Raw genomic sequence first — 20,967 nt, forward strand, 5'->3', positions numbered from 1 at the left:
CCATCCTTGATGGGAGTGAAGGGACTATCGACTCTTGCCTAGGCACCCTCCTCAATCCTAATCGCAGACTGGTCTGAGCCGCCTCACCTCTGCGGGTATTCTATTATGTGCTAAATGGCCTACTCTAGATTGCCGTTGTAGCCACGGGGCGTAATCAGCCAGGGGCCGTGGCGCTGGGTGCTCTGGTTGCCGATCAGCACCACCGTCAGCATGTCGATGGGGGCCTCTAGCAAGTTGGCCAGCGTCGTGCGGTGAATCATCTCGTCGGGGCGATAGACCGACTTCACCACCGCCACCGGAGTATCGGGTGATCTGAAGGCCATGAAGATGCGGTGAGCCGCCGCGATCTGCTCGGTGCGGGTTTTTGATTTGGGATTGTAGAGCGCCACCACAAAGTCGGCCTGAGCCGCTGCCTCTAGCCGCTTCACAATTACCTGCCAGGGGGTGAGCAGATCGCTGAGGCTAATGGCGCAGAAGTCATGCATCAGCGGCGCTCCTACCCGAGCCGCGGCAGATTGAAGGGCTGAAATGCCGGGGAAAACCTCCACTGAAGGAGTTTCGCCATCCCAGCCGGTGACCTGGAGCTGCTCTAGCACTAGCCCGGCCATGCCGTAGATGCCGCAGTCACCGGAGGACACCACGGCTACGCTCAGGCCCCAGCGAGCCAGATCAATGGCGCGATCGGCCCGCTGGCGCTCTTGGGTAATGGGCCAGGGTTCGACAATTTGACCAGGGCGATAGAGGGGGCGAATTTGGTCAATATAGAGGCCGTAACCGATGACGACGTTGGCGCGAGCGATCGCTCCCTTAGCCGCTGGCGTGATCTGGTTCAGATCGCCGGGGCCGGTACCTACCAGGGCCAGATGCCCAGCATGGGGAATGTATTCGCGCTCGGATTGGGCGATCGCCACGGTCACTGCTCCGGGCTGCCCCTCCACCCGCACCACCTGCTTGGCGACTCGCAGCTGGCCTGCCGCTGCCCCCGTCGCGGCGAGAATAGCAGCAGCCTCGGCCACGCTGGGGGTTTGTACTGCCTGTTCCACAACCGTGGACGGGTTGGGCACGGGGATTGCCTTCAGTTCCTCGGCGGTAAAGCAGCGCAGGGGCCACTGACGTTCTGCACAGAGCGCCACTAACCCCACTTCGTCGGCCTTGAGGTCGAGGCTGGCGATACCGGCGATCGCTCCTTCGGCAAAGTGCCCAGCCCGGCAGACCCGCGCGATCGCCGCCTCAATCACCGCTTGGGGCGTATCTCGTTCGCAGCCGATGCCCACCCACAGCACTCTTGGGTGCCACTGGGCTTTAGGAAAATCGCTGTCGGGGGCAAACTGCCGGTGAATTGGGCTGATCCACAAGCGAGCATTGGGGGTGCGAACCGGCTCAAAGACAAATGGATGAGTCGGCGGCAAATGGTCTTGCCAGAGGGTGGTGCCGCAATCCTGAAACACCTCGATAGGCTTGCCGTGAGCTAGGGCGGCACTTACCCCCGTCCAGTCGCCGCTACCCTTGCTCCAGGCAAAGGGCACTCCCAGCACATCTACCCCCGGCAGCCCGTGGGTCGAAGCAGAGCCAGTAATCACGGGCTCTGCCCCCAGCAGCAGGGCGATCCGATGGGTCAGAGCATCTGCGCCGCCCTGGTGTCCGCCGCAAAGACTGATCACCTGATTACCCGTTTCAGCCACCACCACCACTGCGGGATCGGTGGTTTTGTCGGTCAGCAAGGGGGCAATGAGTCTTACCACCGCCCCGGTCGCCAGGGCAAAGATGAGCCCGTCCTGGGTAGACCAGAGTTGGGCAATGGTCTCGGGTAGGGAACCTTCGTAAACCTGAGCTTGGATCGCTAAAGACTCCGCTTCGGCGGCTAGGCTGCGAGGCAACCATAGTGCAGCGGGAAGACCTGTGACCAGGGGCAGCAAAGATTTGAGTCCGGCGGGGGTGACAGCGATCGCAGCAAAGGACAGCAACAATAGACCTCAAAGAACCTGGAGTACTTCATCTTAGAAGACATCATTGTCCCAAGGCGCGGCAAGGTCGAGTTGTCTGTAGCTTTGCTCTGCCCATAACGGTAGACCGCCAGGGGTAGACCAGCCGAGACGGCTATCCCACAAGACCTTAAACAATTCCTCAGTCTTGGTAGGATAGGCATCCTGCCTGTTCTAGGCAGTGCACCCTACCGATCGCGACTTAGTAGTAGTTGCCAACCTTGCGGTGGTGGATGGCGGTCTGGCCATCGGGGTCAGACACCTTGCCGTCGTGCACCGTGCAATAGACAATCCAGTGGTCGCTCACCTCCATGCGGCTGGTGACTTCGCATTCCACGTAGGCTAGGGCATCGGCCAGCAAAGGCGAGCCGTTGTTGGCGGGGCGGGTGCGCACTCCAGCAAAGCGATCGGCACCGGGGGCAAACCGCTTGAGAAAGTGCTTCATCAGGCCCAGGTGCTTGCCCTCTTCAAGAATGTTGAGCACAAAAGTGTCGCCCACCTGCATCAGTGACTCAATGGCGCGGTCTTTCGCCACGGCCACTGTAAAGCCCATGGGCTGAAAGCTGGCCTGGGCAACCCAAGAAGCTAGCATGGCGCTAGAAACCTGACCCTTTTTAGCGGTGATGATATACAACCCGCTGCTGATGCGGCCCAGCGCTTTCTCGAGGTCAACATCGAGGGATTTGAGCTTCTTCAGCTTGCCCGCCTGGGCGAGGCCCTGACCCAGGTCAGTACCGGCCTCTTCGCACGACTGATAGGTGCCCTCAGTGGGGTTGTCTTTGATGCGAATGGGTACGAAAGACTGAATCAGCTCTAGGTCTTGAAACTTGTTGGCCAAGGGGTCGATCGGCTCATCGTCGCCGCCGTAGGACTCATAGAGCCCGATAGTTTGCTTGCCGTGCACCGCCGCCAGAATGGTGCCCAGGGTAGTCTGGGTTTCTCTAGCCCCGACCCCAGAGGCGGGGGGCATGCCGACGACTAATCCCTTGGCCCGAGCTACCAGCTCGGTCACCTCTTGAGGATCGGCGGAGCGCATGTCCATCATTTCGACGGCGACGCCGGTTTTGGTAATGCCGCGAGCAATAGATTGGGAGAGGCGATCGCTATACCCGTAATCCGACACGTAAAATACCGCCACCAGGTCTTCGGCCTTGGTCTTCTCCTGGCTCCAGCGCTGGTAGCGGCCGGTCAGCTCCGCCACGTTATAGCGCAATAGAGGACCGTGCCCCGTGGCCACCATTCTGACCGGGGGTAGGGCTTCCATGCGCTTCATCGCACCGAGCACCGATCGCGCGTTAGGGGCCATCAGGCACTCGTAGTAAAAGCGAAAATCGGGGGAAACCAGCTCTAAATTTTCGTCGTAGGGGGCATCACTGCAAAAGTGCATGCCGAAGGCGTCGCAGGTAAACAGCACGCCGGTTTTGTGGTCGTAGGTAAAGATGGTGTCGGGCCAGTGCAGGTTGGGAGCGCTAACAAACTCCAGGGTGTGGCCGTTGCCCAGCTCCAGGGTGTCGCCGTTTTTCACAATCAGGCGCTCAAAGGGGCGGTGCACTAGGTCTTCGAGGAAGGCGATCGCCACCTTTGCCCCCACCACCACTGCCTGGGGAGCCAGCTCTAGCACGTCGCGCACTAGGCCGCTGTGGTCGGGCTCGGTGTGGCTGATGAGCAGGTAATCGATAGTTTTGGGGTCGATTTCGCCGGTTAGGGTCTTGAGATATAGCTCCCGAAACTTGGCGTGGGAGGTATCGACCAGGGCGACTTTCTCGCCGCGAACAATGAAGGAGTTGTAGGTGGTGCCGTTTTGCAGGCCAAACTCGATGTCGAAGCGATCGCGATCCCAGTCTAGGGAGCGAATGGTGGTGGTGTCGTCAGCCACCCCTTCGACCTGAACCGTGAGACGCTTTTGCGCTGGTGCCGCTACAACCATGGAGAACCTCCTGCAAAATTTAGGTGCTGTCAACCCGGAGTGCAATCCACGGGTTTAACAACCAAAACGTTTCTTAACTATAGGTATTCTCGCTTAAAACCGCGAAGCTTGGGGTCAAAATCCCTTATCGCTTTAATTGCGATCGGTAACCATTGGCAATGGGGGGAGGGCTAATTTTAAGTACCCTAGAATGTAAGCCAATAAGCTATTCACCCCTAGTCGCCCTGGTGTCCAGCCTGGCTACCAAACTGGGGCGCTTTCAAGTCGAAATGGCGTTTGCAGAACAGGCTCTCAACTGCCCCAAGTCTGGTTGAAAGCCTGTTAACCCTGTCATTTCTCCATATTTCCTGCGAACAGCCCATGTCACTTCCCATTGAAACCTTAGTTCTTGAACCCACCGCCGATGGGTTGATGACGCTGTTTTTAGAAGATTTTGGCAAGTGGTTCTACAAACGCGACGGGGCCTACGCCGAGGCCAAAATTACCGACGTAGACACCACTCTAGCCCCAACCCTGACCGTGCTAGATGTCTGTTGCGGGCTGGGCTACAACACCGCCGCTGCTCTAGCCGCCGTTACCCAGGTAACTCTGGCTGCCAGGTGCGGGTGTTCGCTCTGGAACTCGATCGCTGCGGCGCGGTGGCCTCTCAGCTGGCCAGGCTCTCAGTTGGGCCGGTGACTGCTGTTGACCGACGCTGGCTGGGTACTCTGGCTAAGGTAGACCCCGAGGGCTTAATGCCGCTGTCGCAGCGAGAGCAAGAGCATTTGCTGACTCGTGCCGCAGTCCCCTACCACGACCTTACCCTGAGTACCAGCGCTGAGGCCATGCGGCAGCGCTGGTACTCAGGAGCAGGCTGCGTCAGACCCAGCACCCACGTTGCGCTGGCGCAAGCGGTGGCTGTCCTCGCATGAAAAAAAGCCGTTCCTTCGATAGGCTGTAGTAGGTTCGCTCCACTGATCGGTTATCGCCATTTTAAGGTTATTGCTGTGCCCTACCGAAACCCTCTGCCACCCCGTGTGCTTGTGGTCGACGACCACGCCGGCAGCCGCATGGCTGCTGTAGCGCTGCTGACCATCGATGGCTACCAGGTAGAGCAGGCAAGCTGCGGGCAGAGCGCCCTGAGCCGAGTCTTGCAGCACCAGCCTGACTTGATCTTGTTGGATGTGATGATGCCCGGCCTCGATGGGTTTGAGGTGTGCCGCCAGCTCAAAGAGAACGACAACACGCGGCTGATTCCGGTGGTGTTTGTCACGGCTCTGGGCGATCGCGAGGCCCGGCTGCAAGGCATTGAGGCGGGGGGCGACGATTTTCTAACCAAGCCCTTCGACCAGCTCGAACTTTCGGCCCGAGTCAAGTCGCTGATTCACCAAAAGCGCCTCAACGAAGATCTTGACCATGCCGAAAAGGTGCTGTTCTCCATTGCCCGCACCATCGAGAGCCGCGACCCAAACACGGGGGATCACTGCGATCGCTTGGTTAACCTTGGGCGTGCCTTTGGCGAATACCTGGAGCTTTGCCCAAACCACATTCGCGATCTTGCCTGGGCGGGCTACCTGCACGACATTGGCAAGGTGGGCATCCCTGATGCCGTGCTGCTCAAAACTGGCCCTCTCACCGTGGCCGAGCGCACCATCATGGAGCAGCATGTCGCTATCGGCGAGACCATCTGCTGCCCCCTACGCACTATGCAGGGGGTACTGCCGATCATTCGTCACCACCACGAGCGCTGGAACGGCAGCGGCTATCCCGATGGCCTAGCCGGGGCGGCTATTCCGCGTCTAGCTCAGATTTTTCAGCTGATCGACATTTTTGATGCGCTCACCCACGATCGCCCCTACAAACCCGCCTTCTCCCAGGAAGAATCGCTCCAGATCATACGCCAGGAAGTAGAGCGGGGCTGGCGCGACCCAGCGCTAGTTGACCAGTTTGAAGCCTTTATTTGCGCCTATCAACCCGATGCCGTTTTGGGCGTAAACACTGCCGCTCGACAGAGCGAGCGGCTCCAGCCCGCTAAGCAGCGTTACGCTTAACTTGCACTAGGTGAGGGCTGTTTACTAAAAACTATGGTCTGTTGAGCCTCGTTTTCCACAAATCTTTTGATTGTGTAGCGCCTTTGTCTTTTTTAAGACACCAGCCGCCCCTACATTTATTTAATATTCCTGATACGTCACCTAAACTTTATTTGGGCTGCAATTCCGATAGGAATCGCTTCGCGAATCGCCAGGGTGCTGACTTTAGAACTCCAAAAAACCGATTTTGAAATCGAGCTTTAGCTAGCTTGCCCCCAGCTAGATGCTGCCTGAGGCGGCCAAAATAGGTCTTTTCTAAGCCTCATACTTGGTGTCTGGCTCAAACCGAGACAAACATAAGCAAGCCTTTACAAATTAATTTAGACGCACATTTAGGGGATTTTACACACCGTGGAAGCATCGCAGAAGCTAGCCTTTATTGTTCAATCCAACCGCTTGCAGGGGCTCATTTGGCAGGCGCTGCTCAAGTCCCAAAAGCTGGCCGTCATTCTAGAACCTGCCAAGGGCGACCTAGCCGACTGCATTAGCCAGATTGCCAGTGCTGGGCTGACCCTGCCCGATGTCATTGTGCTAGACGCCGAAGCGGCGGAGCTTAACCCCTACGAGTTTTGTCGCTGGTGCCGGGCTACCTTCCCCACCATGCAGATTTTTCTGACCCGCTGTCGGCAGTTACACATCACTGATACTGAGCGGCGCTGGGCCAAGCAGCAGGGAGCAACTGACTTTCTCTGCGGGTTTGACCGCGACACCCTGATGAGTGGTGCCACCGACAATGTCAAACGTATCTTGACCACCCTTGACTACCCTTTTCTCAACGAGAAGGCATTACTCACGGTGCTGCTCAATATTCGTCGACAGTTGGGTTCCACCCAGGCCACCAGAACCCCTGCCAGCCGTCCAGAGCTCCCTCAAGGTAAAGGTGCTGGGCTGACCCTGGCTAGTGCTAAGCCGTCTCCAGAGGTGCCCACCACCCCAGCGAGGCAGCCTGTGACCCCCGATCCGCTAAACGATGTTGACTGGGTCACTTCTGGGCTCCACGCCTTGGGCAATGGGCTGGCTCGTAAGGCTGCTAAAGAGTCGTTTACTGCCCCGCCAGCAGTTAAGTCGAGCGCGCTACCCAAGCCCTTGCCCACCGATGAGAAACTAGCCGACGGTAGTGCTGTGCGCCGCTACCGGGGAGTGGTTTACTAACGCTAGCAACGATGGCTGAGGGTGCGATCGGAGACGGCACGGAGAATTTTGATCAGATCTTCAGCCTGACAAGGATTGCACTTGACGTTTGCCATAGTCGGGATTGACGTCAACCTAAGCGAAACTGGCGAAAATGAACTCATTTTCGCCAGTTTCGCTTAGGTCATCTAATTGCCCCAACTAAGCGTCGGACTCAGGGGAAGGGTCTGCTTTTTTAGCCGCAGACTTGGTAGTCGATTTCCGGGTTGTAGTCTTTGCAGTTTTTGAGGTTGCGGTCTTTTTTGTGCCCGTAGATGTCTTTGCGGTGGTGGCTTTTGTCGTTTTCTTAGCTCCGCTGGCTTTGCTGGCTGCCGCTGTCTTGGTGGTGCGCGAGGTGGTTGTTTTGCCCTTACCGCCCTTGCCTTTTTTGGTCGATGCTTTGGCGTTGATCCAGCTGAGGGCCTGTTCTAGGGTGACGGCATCGACTTCGACGCCCTCGGGCACCGAGGCATTGACCTTGCCGTGCTTAACGTAGAGGCCATAGGGGCCGTTAAACACCGCCACCTGCTCATTGTCGTCGGGGTGCGCGCCCAGTTCTTTGAGCGGATCGACCTTCTTGCGGCCGCGCCCGGCCTTGGGCTGGGCCAGTAGTTCCAAAGCGCGCTCTAGGGTAACGGTGAGCACGTCGTCATCGCCCTTGAGGGAGCGGTAGTCGCGGCCCTCTTTGCCCTGATCGTGGACGATGTAGGGGCCAAAGCGGCCCTGACCGGCTTTGATGGACTTGCCCGTTTCTGGGTGAGCACCCAGGTTACGGGGAAGCTGCAGCAGCCCCACCGCCATTTCCAGGGTGACGGCCTCGATCTGAGTGCCCTTGGGCAGCGAGGCCCGCTTGGGGTTGGGGTTGTCGTCGGTGGGCTCGCCCATCTGCACGTATGGGCCGTAGGGGCCAATGCGCAGAAAGATCGGTTCCCCAGTATCGGGGTGCAGGCCTACTTTGTCAGGGCCTTCGACCTTTTGCTTAATGATGCGCTCAATCTGCTCGCTATCGAGGTCAGCGGGGGGCACATCGGCGGGAATGGAGGCCTTCACCGACTCCTCGCCAGTGCCAATCTCGACGTAGGGGCCGTAGCGACCAATGCGGATTTTGGCATCGAGATCGTCGAGCAGCACCGTGCGGGCAGCGGTGGGGTCGATCTGAGTTTCACGCTCCTGCACCAGGGTCTCTAGGCCCTGGTCACCGGAGTAAAACGCCTTGAGGTAGGGTAGCCATTCGACTTCGCCTGTGGAAATGTCGTCGAGGGTCTGTTCCATGCGGGCGGTAAAGTGCACATCCACCAGGTCGGGGAAGTTTTGCTCTAGCAGCTCGGTCACGGCAAAGGCCGTGAAGGTGGGGATCAGGCTGTTGTTGACCAGGTTGACGTAGCCGCGATCGATGATCGTGCTGATCACGGTGGCGTAGGTGCTAGGGCGGCCAATACCCTCGCTCTCCAGGGTTTTGACCAGGGTGGCCTCGGTGTAGCGGGCGGGGGGCTGGGTTTCGTGGCCGATCGCCTCCAGGCCGGTACAGCTAAGGGCATCGCCCGTAGCTAGGGTCGGCAACAGCACCTCTTGGTCTTCGATCGCCGCATCGGGGTCATCAGAGCCTTCTACATAGGCCCGAAAGAAACCGGGAAAGTCGATGCGCTTGCCGGTGGCGCGGAAAATGGCGTTTTCGACCTCAATGGAGGCGGTGATGTTGGTTTGACGGGCCTCGGCCATCTGGCTAGCCACGGTGCGCTTCCAGATCAGGTCGTAGAGGGAGGCTTCGCGCCCAGTTAACCCAGTTTCCTTAGGGGTTCTAAAGGTGCTGCCAGCGGGGCGAATGGCCTCGTGAGCCTCCTGGGCACCCTTCGATTTAGTGGCGTACTGACGGGGTTTGGGGCTGAGGTAGTCGGTGCCGTACTTGGTGGTGACACAGGCGCGGGCGGCGGCGATCGCCTGCTCCGACAGATGCACCGAGTCGGTACGCATGTAGGTGATGTAGCCCTGCTCGTAGAGGTTTTGAGCCACTCGCATAGTGTCGCGGGCCGAGAGCCTGAGCTTGCGGTTGGCCTCCTGCTGGAGGGTAGAGGTAGTAAACGGCGGGGCAGGCTTGCGGTTGTTGGGCCGCTCTTCCAGGTTGCTGACGGTCCATAGACCCGCTTGCAGGCGGGTTTGCAGCTCGCGGGCCTGGGTTTCGTCGAGCAGCACCACATCGCGGCCTTCGGCTACGCGACCGGTGGCCTCGTCAAAGTCGCTGCCGTTAGCCAGGCGGGTGCCGCCCAGGGAGTAGAGCTTGGCCTCAAAAGCGTTCTTATCCTTGAGCAGGCTGGCCTTGAGATCCCAGTAGGAGCCTCGGCGGAAGGCGCGGCGCTCTTGCTCGCGCTTAACCACCACTTTGACGGCCACCGACTGCACTCGGCCGGCGGACAGGCCGCCAGCAATTTTTTTCCACAGCAGGGGCGAGAGGGTGTAGCCTACCAGGCGGTCTAAAATGCGGCGAGTTTCCTGAGCATGGACCAGCTGGCTGTCGATGTCGCGGCAGTTGTTGAGGGAGGCCTGGATCGCCTCCTGAGTAATTTCGTGGAACACCATGCGCCGGGTCGGCACCTTGGGATTTAGCACCTGGAGTAGGTGCCAGCTAATGCTTTCGCCCTCGCGGTCTTCGTCAGTGGCTAGCAGCAGTTCGTCGGCCTGTTTGAGGGCGTCTTTGAGGGTTTTGACCACCTTTTTCTTGTCGCTGGGCACGATGTACAGCGGCGCAAAGTCATCCTCTGGATTTACCCCAAGCTGAGCCCATTTTTCGCCCTTGACGTTGGCGGGAATCTCACTGGCCGATCGCGGCAGGTCGCGTACGTGCCCCATAGACGCCTCAACCCGATACCCCGACGGCAGGTAGTTGCGAATCGTTTTAGCCTTGGTGGGTGACTCGACAATGACAAGGGTTGACATAGGTCTGCTGGCGCTTCGGTGGTAATCGTTGGCAATCGCGGGCGGGCTCGGTAACCTACAGCTTTATAGCGGATTTAGCAAATCTATTTATATAGTTTGCGGCGCAGGTGTGGTGGCCAGATGATCAACACTGTACTGCACACCTACCGAACTGCTGGGGTCTTTAGCCATGAAAACTTAATCATTGGCAGCCTTCAGCAGGGCTTAGGGTTGAGCGAATCAACCATAAGCTACATAAATAGATCATTCCGTTAGCTATCGTCCAGCCCTACTCAAACTGGAGCTCAGGGTAGGGCAAAGGAAAAGTTCTCTGGTCGGAGGGCTGCGATCGCGTTACCATCGGCCCAGGGCACGCCATCAATTCCCTCGTATGCGAGCGGAATTTGGACGCTGGGCAATGATCGTCAACCTGAGGATGATCATTGAGTCTTAGCCCCTGGTCACCGTACGGTTGACCTGGTACGGTAAAAAATAATCTTGCGGGAAAAAGAACCCATGGATCTCGTCAACCTCGCGGCACAGCTCAATGCTGGCACTATCTGGCCAGAGGCCGTTCTGGTAGTCACGATATTGGTGATTTTGGTCGGCGATCTGATCCAGGGCCGCTCCTCTTCCTCCTGGACCCCCTATGCAGCCATTGCCGGAGGGCTGGGGGCCACCGCTGCCCTCGTGCTGCAGTGGTCGATGGTCAACCCGGTTGGCTTTTTGGGAGCCTTTGAAGCCGACGATTTGAGCATTGTGTTCCGCGGCATTATTGCTCTGTCGGCGGTGGTGACGGTGCCGATGGCGATTCGCTATGTCGAGCAGTCGGGTACCTCGTTGGCTGAGTTTCTGGTGATTTTGCTCACCGCTACCCTGGGAGGTATGTTTCTCTCGGGAGCCAGCGAACTGGTGATGATTTTTGTCTCCCTAGAGACCCTCAGTATTTCGTCGTACTTGCTGACCGGCTACATGAAGCGCGATCCCCGCTCTAACGAGGCGGCGCTTAAGTATTTGCTGATTGGGGCAGCGAGTTCAGCGATCTTTCTTTACGGCTCATCTCTGCTGTATGGATTGTCTGGGGGCGAGACTCGGTTAAGTGCGATCGCCACTAACATCGTCGGCGATGGCACCCAGGCCCCCATCGGCCTAGTAGTTGCTCTGGTGTTCGTGATTGCCGGTATTGCCTTCAAAATTGCTGCCGTCCCCTTCCACCAGTGGACTCCCGACGTGTACGAAGGCTCTCCAACTCCCGTGGTGGCTTTTCTGTCGGTAGGCTCCAAGACCGCTGGCTTCGCCTTGGCCATCCGGCTGCTGGTTAGCGCCTTTCCGCTGGTGTCGGAGCAGTGGCACTTTGTCTTCACGGCCCTGGCGATTCTCAGCATGGTGCTGGGCAACGTGGTGGCCCTGGCTCAAACCAGTATGAAGCGTCTGCTGGCCTACTCCTCCATCGGCCAAGCCGGATTTTTGATGATTGGTCTGGTGGTAGACACCGACGCAGGCTACGCCAGCATGCTCTACTACCTGTTTGTCTACCTGTTTATGAACCTGGGCGGCTTCACCTGCGTGATTCTGTTCTCGCTGCGCACAGGCACTGACCAAATCAGTGAGTATGCTGGCTTATACCAAAAGGATCCCCTGCTCACCCTGGGCCTGAGCATTTGCCTCCTCTCCCTGGGGGGCATTCCGCCCATGGCCGGGTTCTTTGGCAAAATCTACATCTTCTGGGCTGGTTGGCAGGCCGGAGCCTACGGTTTGGTCCTGGTTGGTCTGGTGACCAGCGTGATCTCCATCTACTACTACATCCGCGTCATCAAGATGATGGTGGTCAAAGAACCTCAGGAAATGTCAGACGTAGTCAAGAATTACCCTGCCATTCGCTGGGATTTGCCTGGTCTGCGTCCTATGCAAGTGAGTCTAATTTTGGCTGTGGTGGCCACATCTCTAGCAGGCATTCTGTCGAACCCCTTGTTCACCATCGCCAACAACGCGGTCATTCAAACCCCCCTGTTGCAGAGCCATGGTGCGCAGGTAGCGGTGAACCCGATCGCCGACACTGCGCAGAACTAAGCTTTGAAGGTATGGAGCTTAAGGGGCAAGGATATGCACTATCCTTGCCCCCTTAGCTTTAGATCCTCAATCATTTTTTGCGATCGGTTTGTCTAGACCCCTGAATCAAGCCTGGATAGGATTGCTACCGGTTGTGAATTGAATCCTCCGCCTTTCCCTTTGGGAAGCCGCAAGCATTTATCAAAAGGGGCTATCAAGCCTTGGTTTATTTCTCCCTAGGGACAAGGGAGGACATCGCTTTAAAGGGCATCCGTTGCGACCCAATTTTGCCGAATCGGCATCAGGTTGGGCTCGTGGAACTAGCTTCTGTGGGCGTCACTAAACTGAGCTGCGGCTTGGGTTTGTGTTGATCAGAATGGGCGGCGAGGGGCAGCAGCAGCCGACTGTGGGTGCGACCGTCCTCAAGAATCGAAAAGCTAATCTCGCCCCCTAACTGAGCAATCAGCAGTTTGCAAATGGCTAAATGCAGCCCCGGTGGGCCGTCTAGAGTTGAGGGTGCCATCACGTCGGCAGGATGGCTCTGGCTGAGTTCTTCGAGCAGGCGCGGTGAGCACTGGCCGTCGTCGGTTACCGATAGCTCGACCCAGTCGAGGTTGAGTACCCGGCACCAGAGGTCAATACGCCCCCCCACGGGGGAGCGGTTGCAGGCGGCCGTCATCACCTCGTAGAGAATTAGCTCTAGCTTGAGCATGTCGCCGCCCAGCACGACATTGCTCTCATTGTGTACCTTAGACCAGAGCTGACGGGTCTCTAAAATTGGGTTGACCCGCTCGACCAGGCGGTTGAGCAGACTAATTAATGGCATGGTCTGGTGCTGCTGGTACAGCTGCCAGCGTTCGCCTAGTAAAACGGTTTCAGCGTTTTCCATCACGACGGCAAGCTGATCGTGGAGTAGCTGAAGCTCACCTGCGATCGCCGTGTCTTTGGCCTGAAGCTGAGCCAGATTTTGGGTCGTCTGCCCCAGCACGCGGTAGAGATCCTCCAGGCGATGGTGTTTGTACCAGTTGAGATTTTCAAGATCCTGGCGCTGTTGAGTCAGCATTGCCGTCATGGCCAGGTGCCGTCGTGACCAGGCCAGCTGGCTGGTAAGCAGCTTAAAAATGGTGAGGTGGTGGTTAGCCCACTGTCGGTGAGCAGGCGATACGGCGACTACCACGCCGGTAACCACATGGGATGGAGCCGTTCTCAAGGCGGTAATGAGCAGGCGGCTGCCTAACGGCGCAATAAACCAGTTGGATGTCTCGGCAGGCAGCTCATTGGCTATTAGGGGCAGGAGGCCGTCGGTCTGCAGCGCCCAATTGATCACAGCGTCAGACCCCACCGAAATCGGATGGTTACTCTTAACGCTGACACTGGTATCTTGGCTGACAAATTGAGTGACGGCAGCGGTGGGGCTACCGGGCTGCCAGCTGAGCAGCAGCACTGCCGACCCGTGCAGCAGCTGCATGACGTGCTGGAGGGTAGTTTGCTCAAGCTGGTCGGAGTGCAGCCCTTTGTGCAGCGCCTGCAAGCCCCACTGAATTGATTCGTAGATGTGCTGTTGCTGGTCGAGCTGGCGCTGGAGCTGCCACTGGTGCAAAATCACGCCAATTTGTCGGGCTACGGCCTCAAACAGGGACTGCTCAGTCGTGGTCCACTGGCGGCTAATGGTATCGCAAATAATCACCATGCCCTCGGGGGCGTTGCCCGGGGCCACGTTGCCCACCAGCACCGCCTGGGCACCTAGCTCTAGTAGGGAAGGTCGCCAGGCCATGAGCTTGAGATCGTGGGAAAGGTTGTCAATGCTAATAGCCGAGGGGCTGCGCTCAAACATTTGCCAGTCGATATCGTCGAGGCAGGGCCACAGCATCGGCACCCCCCGAGGCCGGTTGCCCTGGCTCTGAAAGCAAAGATCGTAGCCGTTGCGATCGGGGTTAAACAGCAGCACAAAAAACTGCTGAATGCTCAGCCGGTCTTGCAGCACCTCAAAGCAGGTCTGTAGGGTGCGGTTCCAGTCAACATCGCTGTGAATGCCTTGGATAACGCCGGTGGTGAGGTGCTGGTCGAGCTCAGTTTGGCGTACGGTTTCTTGGGCGGTGGCGGCGGGTAGCGCCACGGTGAGCAATTGCGCCGCGCCAATGAGAAACTGCTTTTCGGGCTCTTTCCACATGCGGGGAGTGGTGCCCTCTACCGAAAGAAAGCCCATCACGTCGCCCTGGCGGCTAATGGGGGCGATCATCAGCGACTCGGCTTTGAGCTGCTGCATCAGACGATCGGAGATGATGCTTTTGAGGGCACCCTGGCTTTCGCCCACCACCACGAGCTGCTGGTTACAGAGGGCCTGGTAGAGACCGCGCACCTCATCGACGGCAATGTGCAGCGATCGCTCTTCCTCAATGGACGCAGGGCGGTTGGCTAACCCCGGCGTGCGCTGCCAAAAGTAGTTGCCCTTGGGCTCAAACCAAAAGATGCGGGTGCGCTGGGGTGCAACAAACCGCTGGGTTTCGCGCACCACCTCCTTGAGCTGGCTATCGACATCGGGCGAAGTGCCCAAGCGGCCAATCAAAGCCAGCAGCGGTTGCTCAAGGCGCTTGGTCTGCTGCCGCTGCTGCTCAGACTCAAACTGATGCAGCGCCTCGGCCAGTTCCCCCATAACAATGGCCAGATAGGAGCGCTCCCCTAGGGAGGCACTCTTGCCCCACTCAGAAGACGCCAGCACCAGCAGGCCAAAGCACACGTCCTGACGCTTGATGGGGAAGATAATGGCGCTTTGCAGGGCCAACTGCTTGGCGATCGTGCCCCATTCCCCAGCGCGAATTTCGTTTTGCAGGTCGGCCACAATGAGGGGGCGCTGCTGCACCACCACCTGCTCCATCACATCCCCAGGGGTGAGGTTGATCATGGTGCGAATCAATCGCACCTGCCGAGAGCTGTGACATCCCTTGGTGACCAGGCGGTGGTTGATGCGATCGTACAGACCGACCCAAGCCACTTCAAAATCCATCTCCTGGCGCACATGGTCGAGGGCCAGAGTTACCGCTTCTTCGGCGGTGGTGCTGCCCCGCAGCGTCTTGAGAATGCGCGACAGGGCCATAATTTGATGGTCGTGCCGGTCAGAGGAAGAATCGTGGGGTTGGGATTGCGCCATGGGCGTCAACAATCTCCTCGGTTGCAGGAAAGGGGGTTAAAAACAGATATCTGGCCCACCAGGCCGCTCCCTAGATATCCAAGGGAGCTAACCGAGTCGCCGGGCTACCCCTCGGCCAGGGTACTGGCTAGAGCCACAACCTGCCGAGCGCAGTGTCTTGATCTCTGTAGACTCTACCCAGATCTGCCAATTAGTCTTAGCGGCCGTCCATGGCTGCTTTAATAAAGGAAAGCCAACCACAGACGGCGCGGTGCTGCTAACCCAAAGACCGTTGACCATGTGCTCCTGGCGTACTCTGTGATGCGCGGGCTATGGGCATCATCAGATCTCACCCCTAGCCAGAATCTTAGTCTACCCGCCCTCTATTTGCATACACCACTGCCGTTTGTGAAAGATCCCTACCGTCAGCTTGTGCGTCCCCTGTTGTTTCACGGGGTGACGCTCGACCCAGAGTTTCTGCACCACCGCACCATGGATTTGCTCAGCTGGTTAGGGCAGCCGGCAGAGGGGGGAGTGGTCGCCCAGCTCTATCCCTGGCTACGGCAGCAGTTTTGCCTCACTGACCCGCGCCTGGCCCAGACCTGCTGGGGCTTAGATTTTACCAATCCCTTGGGGCTGGCGGCGGGCTTTGATAAAGATGGTTTGGCGGCGCGGGTCTGGCCCCAGCTCGGCTTTGGCTCTGCCGAACTGGGCACCGTTACTCGCCATCCCCAGCCGGGCAATCCCCAGCCCCGCCTGTTTCGCCTAGTAAAAGATGAGGCGGTGCTCAACCGCATGGGCTTCAACAACCAAGGAGCAGCGGCTCTAGCCGATCGCCTCGGATCCTACTGGGGCACCCAGCGACCTACGCTTCCCATTGGCATCAACCTGGGCAAGTCGAAGGTGACTGAGCTAGCTGATGCCGCTGAAGACTATCGGTTCAGCTTTCAGCAGCTCTACCCCTATGGCGATTACTTTGTGGTGAATGTGTCGTCACCGAATACTCCGGGACTTAGGTCACTACAGTCCGCTGACCAGCTCGGCCCCATTTTGGCGGCGCTACAGGAGGAGAACCGTGAGCGCAAACCTCTACTCGTCAAAATTGCCCCCGACCTGGCCTGGCCCGACGTTGATGCTGTCATTGATTTGGCCCAGGCCCACGGACTGGCGGGCATTATTGCCACCAACACCACGATCGCAAAGGAGAGCCTCAAAACCAAGACCCTACTACAGACCGGCAACGCCGTCGTAGACGAGGCCGGGGGCATTAGCGGTGCGCCGCTGCGATCGCGATCGACTGAAGTGATTCGCTATATCTACCAGCGCACTGGGGGCACCCTGCCGATTGTGGGCGTAGGGGGTATTTTTACTGCCGCCGATGCCTGGGAGAAAATTACCGCTGGGGCGACGCTGCTCCAGGTTTACACCGGCTGGATCTACGAAGGCCCCTGGATGGTGCGGCGAGTCTTGACAGGACTGCTGGCCAAACTAGAGGAGCATCAGCTGTCTAGCATCGCCGACGCTGTGGGGCTAAGCCACAGGTAGGAGTGCACAGCTACAGATGTCTTTATTAATCCGATTTTGGATTTGGCTGTGGTTCTATAGCTTGCCCTGGCTCTTGATGCGCAGATAACTTTCGACCAAGGGGTCTGAAATTTGGTGGGCTGGGGCGTCGAGCACCAAGACACCACGCCGTTTCAGTCGAGCAAAGGCGGCCTCGCGCTGACCGAGTAGATCCAAGGCAACAGCCCGCTGATAGGCGGCATCGACCTCGGTGGTGGGCTGCTGGGCCTGGCGATCGATCGCTGGATCCCGCAGCGTAATGCAAAAGGGCAGGTGGCGGGGGCGCAGCCGGGCCAGGGCCGAGAGCAGTTCGGCGCTGGCGGTTTCATCCACAATGTCGGTGATCAGCACCACCAGGGAACGGCGGTGCTGCTGCTGGGCAGCGTGGGTGGCAGCGGCCAGGTAGTCAGATTCTTCGAGCACCGGCTGAATGGGGGTGAGGCGATCAATCATCTGCTGAAAGTTGGCCCGCCCGCCCTTGGGGGGAATCCAGGTGTGCAGGGTGCGATCGAACACGCCTAAGCCGACGCGATCGCCCCGGCTCACCCCTGCCAATGCCAGCGACAGCGCCGCATTCATGCCCCAGTCGAAGCGGTTGAGCCCCTGCACCTGGGCGGTCATCAATCGACCACGATCCAAAAGAATCAATAATGTTTGCTCCCGCTCGGGCTCCAGCACCCTCACTAGAGGCTGACTGAGGCGGGCGGTAGCCTTCCAGTCGATAAAGCGGGGGTCGTCGCCAGTGCCGTACTCGCGCAGCTCAGCAAATTCGGTGCCTACGCCCATGCGCCGCTTTTGCTTCAGGGTGCCGGTGGCCTGGAGGGCGAGCTTTACGGAGAGCTGATTTAGGCCGATCAGATCGGGATACACAGCGACGGTTTCGGCGGCAGGTATCTGCCAGTCAACCCAGGCCAGTCCTAGGGGACTGCGCTGCTGGATTTGCAGGTCGCCCCAGGGATATTCGCCCCGCTGCTTGGGATTGACGGTAAAGGTGAGGGTTTCAGCTTCCTTGCCGTTGAGGGAGATCTCCAGAGGCATGGAGGTACCGTCGAAGGCGGTGGGGTAATTGTCAAACAGGCGCAGGCGAACAGGGTTGGCGGATTCTCCGTGCAGAGAGATGGGATTGTCGCGTCCGATCGATAGGCGGTGCAATGGGTCCCGCTTAATCGTGGCGCGACGGGCTTTGACTCGGAACCCATCCCAGAACATCACAGCCAGGATTGCACCATCAAACAGCAGCAGGGCCAGCAGGGCAACAGCGAGCCGGTTAGGGGTGTCGAAAAAGTTGGTCACCAGGGTGACGACGAGCCCGCCCCCTAGCAACAGTCCGTAGGTGCGCCCGGTGGGGATGATCGCCATTAGCGCGGCACCGCCACGCTGTCGAGCACGCCCTGGATGACGCGATCGCAGGTCAACCCATCCAGTTGCGCCTCAGCCCCAAGGATCAACCGGTGGCGCAGCAGCGGCATGGCCACAGCCTTCACATTGTCGGGGGTGACAAACTCTTGCCCGTTGATCCAGGCGTGGGCTTTGCTGGCGGCCAGCCACTGCACAGTGGAGCGGGGGGAGGTGCCCAGCTCCAAGTCTGAATGCTGGCGGGTTTTGTGGGCTAGAGCAAGCAGGTAGTCGAGGATGTTTTCCTGCACGGTCACCGCTTTGACGGCTTGGCGGGCGGCGAGAATGTGGTTGGCAGCGGCGATGGGTTTGAGTTGGCCAATATCCAACCGTTTGGCCTCAAACCCGGCCTGGGCATTGAGCAACATTTGCTTTTCTGCCGCTGGGGCCGGGTAGCCGACCACGAGCTTAAAGAGGAAGCGATCGAGCTGGGCTTCGGGCAGGGGGTAGGTGCCCTCGAATTCCAGCGGATTCTGCGTTGCCACTACCCAAAACAGGTCAGGCAAAGGATGGCTGGTGCCATCCAGCGTCACCTGCTGTTCTTCCATGGCTTCGAGCAGGGCCGACTGGGTTTTGGGCGGAGTGCGGTTGATTTCATCCGCTAAAAGGACTTGGGTAAAAACCGGGCCTTTCTTGAGGGTGAAGGTGCGGCTGGTGAGGTCAAAGACGTTGGTGCCCGAGATATCTGACGGCAGAATGTCGGGGGTGAGCTGAATACGGCCAAAATCGGCCTGGATCAGCCTCGACAGGGCGCGCACCATAAGGGTTTTGCCGGTGCCGGGCACCCCTTCGAGAATCACGTGGCCTCCTGCCAGTAGGGCTACCAAAAGCTCTTGCACCAGGGGTTCTTGCCCTACCACCACGTCGCTGAGGGTTTTGCCGATGCGGGCGATCGCCGCCTTTAAGTCATTCTGGCGCTCACTGGGTCGCTCACTCGGTCGCTCGGTCATGGCCCGCTGGTGTCTCCTGTGATGTTGCCGGGGTAATGAAGGGATTGTAACCGCTTGAGCCAGTCGTGCAGCTGGCTTTCGCCCCGAGGGGTAGGAGGATGCAGAATTGCCGCCAGGTCAGTGGCGGGCAGGGTCGGCTGCGCATTCCAGGCCGCTTGCAGTTGCTCTACCGGCAGCAGCGTATTGCCCAGCCCCAGCGATTTTTGCAGGCGGAAGCGCTCGGCCTGACTCAGGGTCTGCACCACAAAGTCGTGGCTGCCCGCTTTGTGCAGCACCCCAGCTAGAGCCTGAATGTAGGCCCGGCTGTTGTCTACCTGAGGGGCCAACAGGGTTTGCCGCTGACCCAGCCTGCGGTTGAGGGCCAGCAGCGCCAGCAGCGTTACCGCTAGGGCTTGAAGCACCACAATGGCCAGGGAGGTGCGAGCCAGGTAGTTGAGCCAGCTAGCGTCATCGACGCCGACCTCTGAGGCGATCGCCTCCTCATCCCGGTAGCCATGCAGGTACTCATCGACCCACACTCGCCCACCCGCGCTGGTCACCAGCTCCGTCACCAGGGCAAAGTTCCCCGGCTGGTTGGCGTAGGCGTTAGCAGCTAGGTGAGGTGTGGCTACCATCGTCACCTGGCCCGACCCAAAGGCCTGCTGCCAGACCACTGCGCCATACTCGTCTTCGAGGGCAACGCCTAGCTTTGGCCCCTGGCTGTAGCGGCGGCGAGTGTCAATTTTGAGCGAGCCAGCTTCACTGGTCAGGGTTTGGGAGAAGGGGGCTGCTGTTGCTGGCACCTTAACGCCCAGTACCACCAGCCGATGACCGGCTTCTATCCAATCGGGCATCCAGGGTAGCAGGGCCGATAGACCTGACTCGTCGATAAACTCCGGCAGCACCGCTACCAGGGTTTCAGGAATGGCCGACCGATCTTGAATCAGGGTGACGGTGGCTTCCTCGGCCTCCCTGAGCTGCTCGATCAAATCATCAACGGGACGCTGCCAGCGCTGCACGGTGACGCCCTGCTGCGATAGGGATTCGTACCAGGCGCTATAGCCTGCTGGGCCTCGGTGCCAGGTCGAGCCACTGTCTGAATAGCTGGTGGCGGGAGCGCTGACGATCATCAACCCCAGCAGCAGCGCCAGGGCCAGCAATGCCAAAAGCAATCTACGACGGTTGAAGGGCAGCGATCGCGTCACGACTGGGCGATCTCCTGGTAGGCGCGGCGGCAGCGCTGGTAGGTTTCCTCCGTTGCCAGGGCCTCACCGTAGGTGATGCGCTCGTGGGTGCGAATCAGCAGTTCGTAGGGGCGGCTGGGGTCGGTAGCGATGCAGTCGAGATATTCGCCATCGGTGCGGCTAGCCCGATAGAGCACCCGCTCGGTCTCGTTGAGCCGCGCCAAACCCGCCATGTAGAGTGCTTGACAGGCTCCAGCGTAGTTGCCCTGCTGTGCCAGCCGCTGCGCCTCACGCCACCAGTGGGCCGCCTGCTTGAGGGCAGCTTCGGTGGGGGGCGAGAACTGGGTCGCGCCTGACTTTACCCGCTGCTGTCGGTAGTCGAGATAGGCCAAGATAGAGCGGTAGAGAAGCCAGCCTGTCCAGAGGGCCAGGGCTGCGATCGCCAACCAAAACAGCCCCTCGGCCAATGGGCCTAGCCAGCCCCAATTGGGCACCTCGGGCTGGTCAATATCGACCTGAGAAAACTGGTACTCAAACCATTCCCCCACGTGCTGCCCTCCCTGGCGAATTTGCCAGGCGAGCGAGTTGGTGCGGTGGGTCAGGTTGGCCAAGGTAGGGGAGGAGTTAAAGCTGGCCCCATTATGGCTCAGGAGCCAAGGCGA

At 59.0% G+C, this 20,967-nt stretch carries 14 protein-coding genes; 6 read left to right on the plus strand and 8 right to left on the minus strand.

Translation table 11 applies throughout. The annotated features are described in order from the left end of the window. Nucleotides 1-119: 119 nt before the first annotated feature. Both cobJ and H6F57_RS23195 read right to left on the minus strand, forming a co-directional pair. Complete coding sequence (gene cobJ / locus H6F57_RS23190) at nt 120-1,964, minus strand: precorrin-3B C(17)-methyltransferase (protein WP_190631003.1); 1,845 nt, start codon at nt 1,962-1,964, stop codon at nt 120-122. A gap of 220 nt (nt 1,965-2,184) precedes the next feature. Further along, nucleotides 2,185-3,909, minus strand: a complete 1,725-nt coding sequence (locus H6F57_RS23195; protein ID WP_190631004.1) for a diflavin flavoprotein — start codon at nt 3,907-3,909, stop codon at nt 2,185-2,187. A 360-nt stretch (nt 3,910-4,269) separates the two neighbouring features. Here H6F57_RS23195 and H6F57_RS27725 point away from each other — a divergent pair, with 360 nt between their 5' ends. From H6F57_RS27725 to H6F57_RS23210, 4 genes are all read left to right on the plus strand, one after another. Next, nucleotides 4,270-4,587: a hypothetical protein gene (locus tag H6F57_RS27725; protein ID WP_199289974.1), complete on the plus strand. Its 318-nt coding sequence runs from the start codon at nt 4,270-4,272 to the stop codon at nt 4,585-4,587. Then, a complete protein-coding gene (locus tag H6F57_RS27730) occupies nt 4,584-4,820 on the plus strand; it encodes a hypothetical protein (RefSeq protein WP_199289975.1) in 237 nt (78 codons plus the stop codon). Before H6F57_RS27725 ends, H6F57_RS27730 begins: the two co-directional genes overlap by 4 nt. A 75-nt stretch (nt 4,821-4,895) precedes the next feature. Continuing rightward, nucleotides 4,896-5,939 (plus strand): HD domain-containing phosphohydrolase, encoded by a 1,044-nt coding sequence (locus tag H6F57_RS23205; protein ID WP_313933675.1) that lies wholly within the window; start codon nt 4,896-4,898, stop codon nt 5,937-5,939. A 390-nt stretch (nt 5,940-6,329) separates the two neighbouring features. Continuing rightward, a complete protein-coding gene (locus H6F57_RS23210; protein ID WP_190631005.1) occupies nt 6,330-7,130 on the plus strand; it encodes a hypothetical protein in 801 nt (266 codons plus the stop codon). 180 nt (nt 7,131-7,310) lie between these two features. Here H6F57_RS23210 and topA read toward each other — a convergent pair whose 3' ends face one another. Further along, nucleotides 7,311-10,079, minus strand: a complete 2,769-nt coding sequence (gene topA, locus H6F57_RS23215) for a type I DNA topoisomerase (RefSeq protein ID WP_190631006.1) — start codon at nt 10,077-10,079, stop codon at nt 7,311-7,313. A gap of 495 nt (nt 10,080-10,574) precedes the next feature. Between topA and H6F57_RS23220 the strand changes: the two genes are divergently transcribed. Then, the gene (locus H6F57_RS23220) at nt 10,575-12,128 is read left to right on the plus strand and encodes an NAD(P)H-quinone oxidoreductase subunit N (RefSeq protein ID WP_190631007.1); all 1,554 of its coding nucleotides are present in this window, start codon (nt 10,575-10,577) and stop codon (nt 12,126-12,128) included. Between the two features lie 280 nt (nt 12,129-12,408). Here H6F57_RS23220 and H6F57_RS23225 read toward each other — a convergent pair whose 3' ends face one another. Next, entirely contained in the window at nt 12,409-15,255 is a 2,847-nt protein-coding gene (locus H6F57_RS23225; protein ID WP_190631016.1) for a GAF domain-containing protein, read from the minus strand. A gap of 387 nt (nt 15,256-15,642) precedes the next feature. Here H6F57_RS23225 and H6F57_RS23230 point away from each other — a divergent pair, with 387 nt between their 5' ends. Then, a complete protein-coding gene (locus H6F57_RS23230) occupies nt 15,643-16,779 on the plus strand; it encodes a quinone-dependent dihydroorotate dehydrogenase (protein WP_313933676.1) in 1,137 nt (378 codons plus the stop codon). A 54-nt stretch (nt 16,780-16,833) separates the two neighbouring features. Here the strand turns inward: H6F57_RS23230 and H6F57_RS23235 are convergent, their stop codons facing one another. From H6F57_RS23235 to H6F57_RS23250, 4 genes are read right to left on the minus strand one after another with little or no spacing between them, the layout of a single operon-like run. Beyond that, entirely contained in the window at nt 16,834-18,156 is a 1,323-nt protein-coding gene (locus tag H6F57_RS23235) for a DUF58 domain-containing protein (protein ID WP_190631022.1), read from the minus strand. Beyond that, entirely contained in the window at nt 18,156-19,142 is a 987-nt protein-coding gene (locus tag H6F57_RS23240; RefSeq protein ID WP_199289976.1) for a MoxR family ATPase, read from the minus strand. The genes H6F57_RS23235 and H6F57_RS23240 overlap by 1 nt, the downstream gene beginning before the upstream one ends. Further along, nucleotides 19,139-20,326: a DUF4350 domain-containing protein gene (locus H6F57_RS23245; RefSeq protein WP_190631030.1), complete on the minus strand. Its 1,188-nt coding sequence runs from the start codon at nt 20,324-20,326 to the stop codon at nt 19,139-19,141. The genes H6F57_RS23240 and H6F57_RS23245 overlap by 4 nt, the downstream gene beginning before the upstream one ends. Next, the gene (locus H6F57_RS23250) at nt 20,323-20,916 is read right to left on the minus strand and encodes a DUF4129 domain-containing protein (protein ID WP_190631032.1); all 594 of its coding nucleotides are present in this window, start codon (nt 20,914-20,916) and stop codon (nt 20,323-20,325) included. The genes H6F57_RS23245 and H6F57_RS23250 overlap by 4 nt, the downstream gene beginning before the upstream one ends. Nucleotides 20,917-20,967: the final 51 nt, after the last annotated feature.

Origin of the sequence: Leptolyngbya sp. FACHB-60, from assembly GCF_014695775.1 — a bacterium.
GTDB lineage: Bacteria > Cyanobacteriota > Cyanobacteriia > Phormidesmidales > Phormidesmidaceae > Nodosilinea.

What these genes read in the sequence shown, in the direction of transcription:
- H6F57_RS23195 (WP_190631004.1), bottom strand. Translation starts at nt 3,909, where the DNA reads ATGGTTGTAGCGGCACCAGCGCAAAAGCGTCTCACGGTTCAGGTCGAA.
- H6F57_RS27725 (WP_199289974.1), top strand. Translation starts at nt 4,270, where the DNA reads ATGTCACTTCCCATTGAAACCTTAGTTCTTGAACCCACCGCCGATGGG.
- topA (WP_190631006.1), bottom strand. Translation starts at nt 10,079, where the DNA reads ATGTCAACCCTTGTCATTGTCGAGTCACCCACCAAGGCTAAAACGATT.
- H6F57_RS23220 (WP_190631007.1), top strand. Translation starts at nt 10,575, where the DNA reads ATGGATCTCGTCAACCTCGCGGCACAGCTCAATGCTGGCACTATCTGG.
- H6F57_RS23225 (WP_190631016.1), bottom strand. Translation starts at nt 15,255, where the DNA reads ATGGCGCAATCCCAACCCCACGATTCTTCCTCTGACCGGCACGACCAT.
- H6F57_RS23235 (WP_190631022.1), bottom strand. Translation starts at nt 18,156, where the DNA reads ATGGCGATCATCCCCACCGGGCGCACCTACGGACTGTTGCTAGGGGGC.
- H6F57_RS23240 (WP_199289976.1), bottom strand. Translation starts at nt 19,142, where the DNA reads ATGACCGAGCGACCGAGTGAGCGACCCAGTGAGCGCCAGAATGACTTA.